Below are 13,139 nucleotides of genomic sequence, written 5' to 3'. Positions count from 1 at the left end.
AGCGAGTTCCGCGTTTCAACCTCGGGGCCGAGACGACTCGGAAAACCCCAATGTGGAACTCGCGTGCCCGAACGTGTAGTTCACTGCCCCGAACGTGGAACTCGTGTACCTGAATGTGTAACTCGCGTATTCTGAGGGAGATTTGGACGAACGCTAGACCGGGGTGGGAATTGGTGGCAGGAGAATCGGGAATCGCGTCAGAATCGGTGATCTCTCAGCGGTGGCGGGTGTTCGCCGTCATCGGGCTCGTGCTGGTGGCCGCCGCGGTGCGGGTTCCGGCACTGGGATACGAATCCGGGGACTATGTCGGGTTCGTCCACCGGTGGTACGAGTTCATCCAGCAGCACGGCGGGTTCGCGGCGCTGCGGTACAACTTCGCCAACTACAACGCGCCGTATCTCTACCTGCTGGCGGCGGCGAGTTATCTTCCGCTCTCGCCATTGCTCGCGGTGAAATTGATCTCACTGGTGTTCGATGCGGTGCTCGGCTGGTTCGCCTACCGATTGCTCACCCTGCGGTATCCGAGCGGGTGGTTGCCGTTCGCCGGGGCGGCCGTGGTCGTCCTGCTGCCGACCGTGGTGCTGAACGGTGCGATGTGGGCGCAGGCCGATTCGATCTACGCGGCGTTCGCGGTGGGCGGTGTTTACTACCTGCTGCGACGCAAACCCTGGTGGGCGTGCGCTTTCTTCGGCTTCGCGCTGGCGTTCAAATTGCAGGTCGTATTCCTCTTTCCGCTGCTGCTCCTGCTGGCGTTGCGGCGGTGGCTGCCGTGGCGGGCCTTGCTCGCCATTCCCGGGGTCTACCTGTTGCTCGACGTCCCAGCGTTGCTGCTCGGCGCGAACCCGCGTGACCTGTTGCTGATCTACCTGAACCAGGCGGAAACCTACGACCAGTTGAGCCTCAACGCCCCGACCGCCTACCAGTACCTCGCCGTCACCAAATCGGATTTGCTGCGCAGCGCGGGAATCCTGGTGACCGGCGCGGTCGTGCTCGGGCTGATCGGCATGCTCGTCCTGCGCCGCGCGGAGCTCACCGCGACCCGGATCGTGCTCGCCGCCACGGTTTCCGTGCTGCTGGTCCCGTTTCTGCTCCCGTCGATGCACGACCGGTACTTCTACCTCGCCGACGTGTTCACCGTGGCCGCCGCGTTCTGGCTACCGCGCCGGTTGTGGTTCGTGCCGATCCTGACCCAGTTCGCCTCGCTGTTCTCCTACCTGCCGTTCCTGCTACTCCCCCAGCGGATCCGCGACCTCGGCGGCGCCCGGCCCCCGGACCTGCACACGCTGTTCGCCCCGGTGGTGGACTTCCGGATCCTCGCGACCGCGATCCTGGTCGCCCTGATCGCCACGCTCGCGGTGACGACCAGGACGTTCCGCGGGGATCAGCGTTTCCAGCAGTCGTAGAGCTCCGGCGGCGAAGAGCCGTCGAAACCGCCGTACGCCGCCGCGTCGAGGAGAGCGCAGTTCTCCCGGACCCAGTCCTGGCGCCGGGTGAGCGGGCTTTCCCGCGGCCCGAACTCCGCGAACCGGCGGGCGGCTTCGGGATTCGGCAGCAACACGTACCGAAACCGGTGCCGCCCCGCCCAGTCCGCGAGTTCGGCGAGAGCGGGCGCGTCGTCGGTGCCGAGGAAACCACCGCCCGCGGCGATGGTTTCGGCGCTGTCCAGCAGGAACACCTCGGACTGGTGCGCGCCCCCGTCGACGACCAGGGTGATCGGCGCGCCGGCCGAATTCGCCTTGGCGTAGTCGAGAATCCGCCGCTGCCCGGCACTGAGCACAGTGGACGGTGCGAGCATGTTGCCCTGCTGCTCACCCGGTGCCGAACTCGTCTCGGCGAAGGCGAGCAGCGCCTTCGACGGAGGCCCGGACCGCGGATCGGCGCCGCCGCCGTGCGCGGCCAAGGCGGTGGCCGCCGACCAGGTCAGCGGCGCCAGCAACAGCGCCACCAGGCCGAGCCCCGCACCGGCCACCCGGCCCGGACGGGACGCGCGGCGGAACCGGGCGAAGACGAGGGCGACCACCGCGAGCACCCCGGCCACCGCGACCGGGTACCGCAACCAGCCGTGCCACGCGGGATTCCGGCCGATCACCAGCCACGCCCACCCCGCGGTGAGCGCGACCCCCGCCGGAAGCAGCCACCAGGCGGGCGAGGTTCGCCGCCACAGCAGCACGGCCCCGGCGCCGACCACCGCGCCGATCGCGGGGGCGAGCATCGTCGTGTAGTACGGATGCCAGATCCCGTGCGCGAAACTGAAGACCAGCCCGGTGACCAGGAGCCAGCCACCCCACAGCAACCAGCCCGCCCGGCAGGCGTCCCAGACCCGCCAGCGCCGCACCGCGAACACGGCGGCCGCCAGCAGCACGAGCAGCGCGGCCGGGAGCAGCCAGCTCACCTGGCCCGCGACGATCTCGTTGAACATCCGCCCGATCGACGGGGAACCGCCGAACAGGGCGAGGACCCGGTCCAGTTCGGGCGAGGCCGCCATGCTGCCGCCGCTGTCCTGGCCGAACACGCGGCCGAGCCCGTTGTAGCCGAGCACCAGGTTCCACGCCGACCCGTCGGCGCTGCTGCCGATGTACGGTTTCGGCCTCGGCCAGGCGTCCACCAGCACCACCCACCACAGCGAACTCACCGCCGTGACCACGAACGCACCGCCCAGATCGGCCAGCCGCCGCCCGATCGGCCGGGCACTGCCCGCGAAGTACGCCACCGCGAACACCGGCAGCACGATCCACGCCTGCAACATCTTGGTCAGGAACCCGCAGCCGACCAGAAAACCCGCGAACAGCAACCACCCCGTCGAGGCCCGCGCGGCGATTCCCGGCCGGATCGACCGGGTGACCGCGTAGGCCGCGGCGACGAGCAGCAGCACCAGCAGGGTGTCCGGGTTGTTGTCCCGGTTGATCGCGACCGTGATCGGCGTGGTCGCCAGCACCAGTGCGGCGATCAGCGCGGCCCCCTCGCCCGCCCACCGGCGCACCGCGCGGTGCAGCAGGAAGATCGCGGCCACCCCTTCGACGATCTGGGGCAGCAGCACGGACCACCCGTGGAAGCCGAAGATCCAGGTGCTCACCACCTGCGGCCACAGGGCGAACGGCGGTTTGTCGACCGTCACCACGCCCGCCGAGTCGTAGGCGCCGAAGACGAACGCGGTGAAGTCCTCCGACATCGCCCGCACGGCGGCGGAGTAGTACCCGTTGCCCCAGTCGGAGGACCAGCTGCCCCAGCCGTAGAGCACCAGGCCGAGCAGGCACACCGCGCCCGGGGCCAGTGCCGCGGCCCGGCTCCCTCGCTCCCGCGGCGGCTCCGCGATCTCGTCCGTCGTGGTCCCTCGCTCGAGGGTGCCGGTCATCGCGTCAGCTCACTTTCGCCGGGAGGATTTGAACACCCAGGTGCGCAACAGCAGGAACCGCCCGACCGTGCCGAGGATCGACGCGACCAGCAGGACGATCAGCTCCAGTGTGCGCGACGGCGCCTGGACCACCGCGTGCAGGATCAGCAACGCGCCCGAGGTCACCGCGTAGTACAGCGCGAAGACGAACAAGCCCTGTACGTGCACGCGGCTCGAGGAAACCCGGGAGCCGAGGAAGGTGAACCGGCGGTTCGCCTCGGTGTTGAGCAGTGTGGTCACGGTCAGCGCGACGAGATTCGCGACCAGCGGCGGCCACCAGGAACGCAGCACCGCGTAGAGCGCGAGGGTGGCGACCGTGGACAGGCCGCCGATCACCACGAACGAAAGCACCTGCCAGGCCAGGCCGGTGTCCCGGCTGCCGACGACCGCCTCCGGGTGCATCGCCCGCGGTTCCGGCCGCCGGGGCAGCCCGTCGACCGTGGCGGCGCCCCGCGCCTTGGCCCGGGCCACCCGGATCAGGCCGCGGACGTCGTCCCGCGCGGTCTTCGCGACCTGGACCCGGCTGTCGACGTCCTCCACCCAGTCCACCGGCACCTCGTGGATGCGCAACCCGTTGTGCTCGGCCAGCAGGAGCAACTCGGTGTCGAAGAACCACGCGTCGTCCTCGACGTGCTCCAGCAGCGGGCCGATCACGTCGGTGCGCGCGGCCTTGAACCCGCACTGGGCGTCGGAGAACCGCGCACCGTGGGAGAACCGGATGAGCCCGTTGTACGCCCGGGAGATCAGCTCCCGCTTCGGCCCCCGGATGGTCCGCGCGCCCGGCGCCAGGCGTGACCCGATGGCGATATCGGAATGCCCGTTGATTAATGGAGCGACCAGTGGCACTAATGCGTCAAGCCCCGTCGACAGATCGACGTCCATATACACCACGACATCCGCGTCGCTCGCGCCCCACGCGGTGCGCAGGGCGAGTCCGCGGCCTTTGCGGTCCAGGTGCAGGACCCGCATTCCCGGGGTGTCCTCGACCAGCGATTCGGCCACCGCGAGGGTGCCATCGGTGCTCGCGTTGTCCACCACGGTGATGCGCCAGTCGATCGGCAGCTCGGCGGCGAGGAACTCGCGCAGCACCAGGATGCACCCGGGCAACGCGCGCTCCTCGTTGTAGACCGGTACTACAACTTCGACCGAAGGCGTTCCGGAATCGTTCCGCCGCGCCCGGCGAGGCTCCGGAACGGAAAGGTCATCGGCCGTCGTCACGGTTTGCGACGCGGTTTCCACCTCGGTTTCGCCGACCTTTGTCACATCGTCCTCCTAGCCTGACAACTCCGGTAAAAAGGTCGAGACATCCACGGCGATGTCGCATGACCGCGATCCGCGGCCGACAAAAAGAGAATCCGGCGCGGCAAGACTAATTCGCCCCATCATCGGTGGTCAACGAGTGCGACACGGCGAATGTGCCGTGGTGACACAGCCCACCGAAAATACCCGGCAGAACACCGGAAAAACCTGCCAAGGTCCGAATTTACGGCACCTTTATCGACGAATCTGCCAGCATCCGAACGTAAAGAAACAATCAAGAAAAAGGCGACTTTCACCCAGGAAACCACTCCCCGGAGATGAGTAGCGAACAACGACTGGAATGGCAACCCATTCCCACAATGAAAGCAGAATTCAACTCCATCGAGTGACGCGCGAGACCGGGATGTCACAACCGCCGCCACTGCGCACACTTCGGTTGCGGGACGCAAGTATTCACCGAGGGGTGTCACTCATTTGTCGCAATTGCCGTTCGGGACCCCACCCGAACCCGGCATCTGAGTATGCTGACGGTGACGCGAACTGGGGATCACGGATCAAGATTCAGGCGTGCCACAACGCTGCTCTCGACGAGCACGGTTCGCATTGCTCCACCGATGCAGTGTGCTCGGGGAAGGAAGCCGGGGGGACGACTTCGCCGACCAAGTGGAACTGTCGGAACGAGGATCAGCAACCTGACATGGGGGAAGACATGCCATCCGTTGCCACGAAGGCGCAGGAAAGCCTGGCAAGGCACCACGAGTACGACGAGATCTTTGGGTCACTCTTCACGCATTCCGGGATGCCCATGGCAATTCTTGACCCGGGCCTGCGCATCCAGGAGGCCAACGCCGAGCTGCTGAGGTTGCTCGGCCGTTCGGCCATCCAGGTGCGCGGACGCTCGCTCGAGACGCTGCTGCACCCGGCCGCCCAGCAGCACGTGCGGCGGCGGTTCGTGCAGCTCGCCGAGGGCAGGTCCGGGCACTTCACGGTCCGCGCGGTGCTTTCGCGGTCGCCCGAGTCGGCGTTCCCCGCGCAGCTGACCGCGGTCGCCGTGCAGTCCGACCGCCGCATCACCACCGTGGTCGTGCTGGTGAAACCGGACGAGGACGAGCAGGTCCCGGGGGCCGGAGCGGCGGACACCACGCTGAGCGCACTCGACGCGCGGATCCTCGAGGGCGTCGCCGCCGGGATCCCGACCACCCAGCTCGCCTCGAAGCTCTACCTGAGCCGGCAGGGCGTGGAGTACCACGTCAGCGCGATGCTGCGGAAGTTCTCCGTGCCGAACCGGGCCGCCCTGGTCTCCAAGGCGTACTCGATCGGCATGTTCAAGATCGGCAGCTGGCCGCCGAAGATCCTGGTCCAGACCGCCCGCTAACGGGCACCGGGAACCGCTACGGGCGCCAGTCCTTCTGGTAGTCCGGGTGGTCGGCATACGGCAGGGCGAGCAGCCGCAGGGTCAGGCACCAGTTCGATCCGGCCGAGTCGCCGGGGACATGGCACACCTCGCACCAGTAGTCGCGGCCGTACCGGGGAAAACCCGGCACGCGATCGGACACCGTCGTCCGGTGCTCCTGGTAGATCCGGCGCACGGCTTCGACTTCGTGGATCATCTGGTTGATGACCTCGAGGTCTACCTCCCCGAGGCTCCGGACGCGCATTTCGGTCCGCATCTTGAACTCTTCGCGGTCGAGCGCTTCCCCTGCGTCACTTTTGTTGACCGCCCGCATGATCAGGGCCTGCCGCTCGTTGACCCGTGCGGTCAGGAATGCGATCAGGTCGTCCAACGACGGCCTCCTTGCTTTCGAGGGGGGTCGCTGGTTACTCGTATGAATCTTGCTCGCCGTTACGGACGGACACCAGCACCGCGGCCATCCGTTACCCAGCGTTGACCTTCGACTATTGATCAGGAGTGATCGAAACTCAGGAGAAACAGTCAGCTATAGACACAAAAGTGCACGAGGTGTCATTCTGGGCGCTCGGCCAGGTCCGGCCACCGCGGTCCGGACCGGGAAGGAACCATCGTGCGCATCCTCCGCCGAGGCGCGCCCGCGTGCGCCGCCGCCCTGCTGACCCTGCTGTGCGCCGCCCCCGCCGGGGCCGCGACCGGCAAGACTCCCGGCACCTATTCCGATTTCGCCCTGGGCTCCGCCGCCGTGTCGACGGTCGACTTCCCGATCGTCATCGAGCAGGACCCCGGCCAGGAGAACGTTTTCTGGTCGAACCAGTTCGGCTTCCGCGACGGCGAGGTCGGCGGCTACGCCGGGATTCAGACCCATGACAACGGGCGCGGCCTGTACCTGTTCTCGCTCTGGAACTCGACCGCTTACCGCGCGGGCGGCTCGGGCACCTACTGCCAGAAGTTTTCCGAGGACGGCTCCGGATACAGCTGCCGCGCCGAGCTGCGCCCCGCGCAGGGACACCGCTACCGGGTGCGGATCGCCGACGAGGGCGGCGGCTGGTTCGGCGCCACGATCTTCGACGACACCGCGGGCTCCTCGGTCCGGCTGGGCAGCCTGCAGACCGGTTCGGGCAACGCCCTCGAACCGAACGGCGTGAGCTGGGTCGAGTACTTCGACTGGAACGATCCGAACGCCACCTGCGAGCAGGCGCATTACTCGCGCGCCCGCTGGTCGGCGCCGATCGTGAACGGCGGCGCGCACGGATCGTTCACCTCGACCAGCGTCAGCCCGTCGTGCCCGGCCTACAGCAAGGTCACGCTCTCCGGCGCCGACGCCGTGCACGAGAACGGAATCCCGCAGAGCTGACCCTTCAGCCAATTGGCTCGAACCAGTTACCGAAACCGAGCCCGGCCGTTCACGAGCGCTGTCTTCGATCTGTTCGCGGAAATCCCTTCACATTTCGAGGAGAACCATGCGCAGACGTACCCGGACGGCACTGCTCTCGCTCGTCCTCGCCGGCGCCGCGGCGGCGCTGACCACCACCCCGGTCACCGCCGCCCCGGCACCGGTGAAGAAGGTGCTCGTGGTCGGTATGGACGGGCTGAACTGGGCGAAGGCGGTGGAAGCCAACGCGCCCAACCTGGATTCGCTCGCGGCCGGCGGCACGCTCGGCGAGAGCCTGCTGTACTGCCCGTCGCTGGCCGCCTCGTCCAGCGGCCCCGGCTGGTCGACGATCGCGACCGGGGTGTGGCCGGACAAGCACGGCGTCCAGGACAACAGCTTCGCCGGCAAGCGGTACGACCGCTACCCCGACTTCCTCACCCGCCTCGAGCGAGCCAACTCCGGTTTCCGCACGTTCTCCGCGGTCGACTGGGCGGTGCTGCACACCCAGGGCACTTTCGGCAGCGCGATCGACACCCGGGTCACCTACGACGGTGACAAGGACGGGTACGTGGCCGCGGACGAGAAGGTCACCGCGGCCACCGCGAAGGAACTGCGCGACGGGAATCCCGACGCCGCGTTCGCCTACCTGGGCAACACCGACGTGGTGGCGCACGCCAGCGGAACGGGCACCCGGTACCGCGCCGCGATCGAGAAGCAGGACGCCCAGCTCGGGCAACTGCTCGCGGCGATCAAGGCCCGGCCGACGTATTCGAACGAGGACTGGCTGATCGAAGTCAGCACCGACCACGGGCACAGCAACCCCGGCGGCGGGCACGGCGGCTGCGGGGTGAACGACGAGCGGCGCACCTTCGTGCTCGCCAAGGGATCCGGCAACGCGGCGGGCGCGCGGCCGATCGACACCCGGCTCACCGACGTCGCCTCCACCGCGCTGCACCACCTCGGCGTCGCCGCGGATCCGGCGTGGCAGCTCGACGGCAAACCGGTTTCCGTGCGTTCGAAGGACGCCTTCGACGGCCTGTACGGATCGCTGTCCGCACGCGTCGACGAGACCGGGATCCCGGCTTCGGTCAAGGGCTGGACGCATACCGCACCGTCGGGCTGGTCGGTGGATCGGAGCAGGATGCCCGCGGGCGGGGTCACCGAATGGCGCGGCTGGTCGTTCACCACCGACGAGTTCTGGAGCCGCGCGCAGGGCGGCCAGGACCGGGAGAACGCGCTGCGCACCCGCGGCGTGTTCGCCGTCGCCGACTCCGACGAGTTCGCCGACAAGACCGGCGGCACGAGCTTCGACTCGACCCTCGCCTCCCCCGCCTACCCGGTCACCGGCGGCGGGACGGCGAAGATCGGTTACGTCACGCACTACCTGCAGGAGGGTTCGCAGATCGCCGAGGTTTCGGTGTCCTTCAACGGCGGCGCCGACCAGGTCGTCAAGAAGTACACCGCGGACGCCCGCGCGACCGTCGAATCCCTGAACGTCGCCGTCCCGGCGGGCGCGACCTCGATGGTGGTCAAGTTCCGCTACTACAACGCGGGCAACAACTGGTACTGGGCCATCGACGACCTCAAGGTGGAGTGATCCGCGTCACAGTAAATCTACCCCTCGGTAGGATCTCGTAATACTACCTCTTGGTAGGAAATCGCGGGCAGCTTCGACGAGGAGGCAGGCGACCATGGCGAAGACGGCGCAGACGATCATCTCGATCCGCCGGACCGGGGACGGCAAGGTGTCCACCGAGTTCGCGCGGCCGGTCCGGGTGCTGGTCTGGACCGGCCTGGTACTGGCGCTCGCCTACCTGGTGGCCGGGGTGATCGTGGCGATCAGCCGCGACTACTTCGCCGGTCTCGGCAGTGCCGACGGCGTGTTCTCCGCGCTCGGCGAGATCCTCGTCTGGCCGCTCGTCCTGCTCGGCGTGGACATCACGCTGCGGTAGCGGGGATCGCCGTCCAGGCGCCCGGGCCGGGCGCCTGGACGGCGATCATTTCTCACCCGGTGTACTGTGCCGTGATCTTGGTGAACTCCCACTGCTGCTGGGGAATCCCGCTGCACGCGTCCGGGTCGCCCCCGGTGCACGGCCGGTCGCGGTTGAGCGCCCAGAACGTGAAGCGCGCGATGTGGTGCTGCTGCGCGTATCCGAGCATGGCCCGGTAGTGATCCGGGGTCACCGTCTCGTTCTGGTCGGTCTTCCCGTTCATCGAGGAGATCCCGATGATCCGGTACGCGGCGTCATCGGTGATCCGGTAGGCGCTCTTGACCTTGTTCTTCAACGCCTCGGCGGCCTTGATCGACGCCTGCCCCATATCGGCGGGCCCGTTGAAGTTGAACGGCATGATCACGAAACCGTCCACCGCGAGCCCCGCCGCCGCGGCCTTGTCGATCAGGTCGTTGCCCGCCGCGGATGGTCCACTTTGGAAGGTGCCGAAGGTCAGGTATTCCTTGATCCCCGGGTTCTTCTGCTTCACGATCTTCAGCGCGTCGACGACCCGCTGGCGCACGGCCGGGTTCTCCACCTCGGTGTTCTCGATGTCGATGTCGATCGCCTTGAGCCGGTAGGCGTCGATCACCTTCTGGTACGCGGCGGCCAGCGAGGTCGCGTCCGTGCAGGTTTCGCCGAGTTTGCGCCCGGCCCAGCCGCCGATCGACGGGATCACGTCCCCGCCCGCGGCGCGGATCTCGGAGATGCGGGTGGCGTCGGATCCGGTCAGCGGCCGGTTGCCGTCCCACGCGGGATTGCAGCCGCCGTCGGACAGGATGAACGCGAGGGTGAACCACCTGATCCCGGTCGCCGACATGACCTGCGTCGCGTTCGGCGGGGATCCCCAGCCGTAGTACAGGTACGGCGCCGCCGCCATCGACGCCTGCCCGGGGTCGCCGGGTTGCGTGGTCGCGGCGACCGGACTGCTCGCCGCCGAAACGTTCCCGGCCCCGTCCCGGGCCTTGACGCTGAAGGAGTATTCCGTGGCGGGCGCCAGCCCGCCGACCGTGACCGAGGTGCCGGTCGCCGAGGTGACCACGGTGTCGCCGCGGTACACGTCGTATCCGGCCACGCCGACGTTGTCGGTGGAGGCGTTCCACGCCAGCGAGACCGTGGTGCTGGTGGTCGCGGTGACGCGCAGGCCACCCGGTGCGCTCGGCGCCTCGGTGTCCCCGCCGCCCCCGGTGCAGGACCCGCCGTTCACCGTGCAGTTGAGCGGCGCGCCGCTGCCGGTCGCCACGAAGCCGAAGGACACCGAGGCCCCCGCGGCCACGGTGCCGTTGTACTCCCGGCTGGTCGCCCGGTAGTGGTTGCCGTCCGGCGTGATCAGCGCGTCCCAGTAGGCGCCGAGGCTGGTGCCCGGCGGCAGGTCGAAGTCGACCTGCCAGCTGGTCAGCGGCGCGGATCCGCCGTTGGTGATGGTGAATCTGCCCTCGTATCCGCCGCCCCATTCCGCTGCCTTGGTGAAGGCGGCGGTCGTTCCGGCGGCGGCGTTCGCGGCCGGGGCGAGCCCGGTCAGCGCGGCGCCGACCAGCAGGCCCGCGGCGGCGACCGCGGTGGATAATCGACGTGAGAATCGCATGGTTGCTCCCTGCAGGATGGGATGCGAAGTGGTCTAAACCACGGATAAGTCCGAATGTGGTCTAGACCACCATGCGTGTCAAGGCCCGAACGCCGGAATCAGAACCGATCGATGGCGACCGCGGAGTAGGTCGTGCTCGGGGTCGGCGGGGTGGTGAACCGGGCGTTGACCAGGTAGAAGCGGTTTCGCCAGGCGGCCACCGTGGCGGGCACGTCGAAGCCGGGATCGGTCCGCCGCTCGACGACCCGCGCGCTGCCGCCGTCGGCGGCGAGTTCGAGCTTGGCGAGCAGGTTCAGCCGGTTCTGCACCACGTACAGGCGGGTGCCCTCGCGCAGCAGGCCGTCGTTGTTCGGCAGGGCTTCGCCGCCGAGGTCGACGGTCCGGGTGACACCGGTGGCCGGATCGACCCGGAACAGCTTGCCGGTGTTGGACTGCCCGATCAGCAGCGCCCGGCCGTCCGGCGTGGTGACGATCCCGTTGGCGTTGACGGCGCCGGGCACGACCACGAGATCGCCGGTCAGCGGCAGGCGGGTGAACTCACCGGGCAGTTCGCCGTGGCGGCCGAGCGGCAGCTGGTACAGCGCGGCCTGCCGGGAGTCGGTGAACCACACGGCGTCCCGGGTGAGCACCAGATCGTTGACGAACGTGTCCCCGGTGGCGAACGCGTACCGCGCGAGGACCGCGCCGGTGCGCGCGTCGATCACCCGGGCGTCGCCGCCGGTGCCGCCCGCGACGAAGAGCCTGCCGTGCGCGGAATCCACCTTGATGCCCAGCGACGGGGTGCCCGTCGCCGGGGACAGCTCGCGGCCCCGGCCGGTGCGCAGGTCGATCCGGTGGATCCGGCCGTCGGCACGCGAGCCGAAGTACGCCGTCGGCCAGGCGCCGATCGCGATGCCTTCCGGCTGGAATCCGTCCGGCAGCGCCAGTTCCGCGGGAAAGCCGCCCGGGGACGCCACCGCCGGAACGGGCAGGACGAGCGCCAGCAAGGTCAGCACCACACCGAGAACGCGTCGCATGTTCCGCAGTCTCGCGCGAACTCGGGCCCGGGTCCAGGTTCAGGCGGAAAGCCGCACCTGGGTTTCCGGGTGGAACACGTGCACCTCGTGCGCGTCCCGCAGGGCCACCCGGACGCGCTCGCCGAGCCGCGGCGGGGTGCGCCCGTCCACCCGGACCACGAGCCGTTCCCCCGAAGGCACCACACCGTGCACGTAGGCGTCCGCGCCGAGTTCCTCGGTGAGTTCCACGGTCAGGTCGAAGCCCGGTTCGCCCGTCCCGGCCAGCCGCAGCGATTCCGGGCGCACCCCGAAGATCACCTCGCTGATCCCGTCGATCCGCGGCACGGCGATGGTCAGCCCGCCCAGCTCGACGCCCGACTCGGTCAGCGGCCGGGTGAGCAGGTTCATCGCCGGGGACCCGATGAACCCGGCCACGAACGCGTTCGCGGGCCGCTCGTACAGCTCTCGCGGGGAGTCGCACTGCTGCAGCACGCCGTCGGAGAGCACCGCGACCCGGTCGCCCATGGTCATCGCCTCGACCTGGTCGTGCGTGACGTAGATCGTGGTGGTGCCCAGCCGCCGCTGCAGCGCGGCGATGTTCGCCCGGGTCTCCACCCGCAGCTTGGCGTCCAGATTGGACAGTGGTTCGTCCATCAGGAAGACGCTCGGCTCGCGGACGATCGCACGGCCCATCGCCACCCGTTGCCGCTGCCCGCCGGACAACGCCTTCGGTTTGCGGTCCAGGTACTTGGTGAGCTCGAGCAGCGCGGCGGCCTCGGTCACCTTGTCGCGCACCTGTTCCTTGGACGCGCCCCGCAGTTTCAGCGCGAAACCCATGTTCTCCGCGACGGTCATGTGCGGGTACAGCGCGTAGGACTGGAACACCATGGCGATGTCGCGGTCCTTCGGCGGCAGGTCGGTCACCGTGCGGTCCCCGATCCGGATCTCGCCCTCGTCCACGTCCTCCAGCCCGGCGACCATCCGCAGCGCGGTCGACTTGCCCGAACCCGACGGGCCGACCAGGACCAGGAACTCGCCGTCGGCCACGGTCAGCCCGAGCCGGTCGACGGCCCGGACCGGCGGCGTTCCGCCGTAGACCCGCGATGCCTCCGCGTAGGCCACTTCCGCCATCGT

11 protein-coding genes are annotated in these 13,139 nt (G+C 68.8%); 5 read left to right on the top strand and 6 right to left on the bottom strand.

Going from position 1 to position 13,139, the window contains the following annotated elements; all coding sequences use genetic code 11:
- Positions 1–206 precede the first annotated feature (206 nt).
- On the top strand, positions 207–1,403 hold the full coding sequence (locus tag FXO23_RS02990; RefSeq protein ID WP_158880479.1) for a glycosyltransferase 87 family protein: 1,197 nt from the start codon (positions 207–209) through the stop codon (positions 1,401–1,403).
- On the opposite strand, the gene FXO23_RS02985 is transcribed toward FXO23_RS02990, so the two are convergent.
- Entirely contained in the window at positions 1,382–3,352 is a 1,971-nt protein-coding gene (locus FXO23_RS02985) for an ArnT family glycosyltransferase (protein WP_158880477.1), read from the bottom strand. The genes FXO23_RS02990 and FXO23_RS02985 overlap by 22 nt on opposite strands.
- Positions 3,353–3,361: 9 nt before the next feature.
- On the bottom strand, positions 3,362–4,654 hold the full coding sequence (locus tag FXO23_RS02980) for a bifunctional glycosyltransferase family 2/GtrA family protein (RefSeq protein ID WP_158880475.1): 1,293 nt from the start codon (positions 4,652–4,654) through the stop codon (positions 3,362–3,364).
- Positions 4,655–4,991: 337 nt separating this feature from the next.
- Here FXO23_RS02980 and FXO23_RS52475 point away from each other — a divergent pair, with 337 nt between their 5' ends.
- On the top strand, positions 4,992–6,026 hold the full coding sequence (locus tag FXO23_RS52475) for a LuxR C-terminal-related transcriptional regulator (protein ID WP_343034440.1): 1,035 nt from the start codon (positions 4,992–4,994) through the stop codon (positions 6,024–6,026).
- 16 nt (positions 6,027–6,042) lie between these two features.
- Here FXO23_RS52475 and FXO23_RS02970 read toward each other — a convergent pair whose 3' ends face one another.
- Positions 6,043–6,435 carry a DUF6221 family protein gene (locus FXO23_RS02970; RefSeq protein ID WP_158880471.1) on the bottom strand — a complete coding sequence of 131 codons (393 nt, stop codon included), beginning with the start codon at positions 6,433–6,435 and terminating at the stop codon, positions 6,043–6,045.
- A 237-nt stretch (positions 6,436–6,672) separates the two neighbouring features.
- Here FXO23_RS02970 and FXO23_RS02965 point away from each other — a divergent pair, with 237 nt between their 5' ends.
- The 3 genes from FXO23_RS02965 (at position 6,673) to FXO23_RS02955 (ending at position 9,386) form a co-directional block, all read left to right on the top strand.
- Positions 6,673–7,416, top strand: a complete 744-nt coding sequence (locus tag FXO23_RS02965; protein ID WP_158880469.1) for a DUF3472 domain-containing protein — start codon at positions 6,673–6,675, stop codon at positions 7,414–7,416.
- A 106-nt stretch (positions 7,417–7,522) separates the two neighbouring features.
- On the top strand, positions 7,523–9,031 hold the full coding sequence (locus FXO23_RS02960; RefSeq protein ID WP_158880467.1) for an alkaline phosphatase family protein: 1,509 nt from the start codon (positions 7,523–7,525) through the stop codon (positions 9,029–9,031).
- A 94-nt stretch (positions 9,032–9,125) separates the two neighbouring features.
- Positions 9,126–9,386, top strand: a complete 261-nt coding sequence (locus FXO23_RS02955; RefSeq protein WP_158880465.1) for a hypothetical protein — start codon at positions 9,126–9,128, stop codon at positions 9,384–9,386.
- A gap of 52 nt (positions 9,387–9,438) precedes the next feature.
- Here the strand turns inward: FXO23_RS02955 and FXO23_RS02950 are convergent, their stop codons facing one another.
- The 3 genes from FXO23_RS02950 to FXO23_RS02940 form a co-directional block, all read right to left on the bottom strand.
- The gene (locus tag FXO23_RS02950) at positions 9,439–11,010 is read right to left on the bottom strand and encodes a cellulose binding domain-containing protein (RefSeq protein WP_158880464.1); all 1,572 of its coding nucleotides are present in this window, start codon (positions 11,008–11,010) and stop codon (positions 9,439–9,441) included.
- A 98-nt stretch (positions 11,011–11,108) separates the two neighbouring features.
- Positions 11,109–12,026: an NHL repeat-containing protein gene (locus FXO23_RS02945; protein WP_158880462.1), complete on the bottom strand. Its 918-nt coding sequence runs from the start codon at positions 12,024–12,026 to the stop codon at positions 11,109–11,111.
- A 39-nt stretch (positions 12,027–12,065) separates the two neighbouring features.
- A complete protein-coding gene (locus FXO23_RS02940) occupies positions 12,066–13,136 on the bottom strand; it encodes an ABC transporter ATP-binding protein (RefSeq protein ID WP_158880460.1) in 1,071 nt (356 codons plus the stop codon).
- Between the last annotated feature and the right edge of the window lie 3 nt (positions 13,137–13,139).

It is taken from the genome of Amycolatopsis anabasis (assembly GCF_009765355.1).
Taxonomy (GTDB): Bacteria; Actinomycetota; Actinomycetes; order Mycobacteriales; family Pseudonocardiaceae; genus Amycolatopsis; species Amycolatopsis anabasis.
Note: the sequence above shows the minus strand (reverse complement) of the source record. Positions and strands in the feature narration are given on the sequence as shown.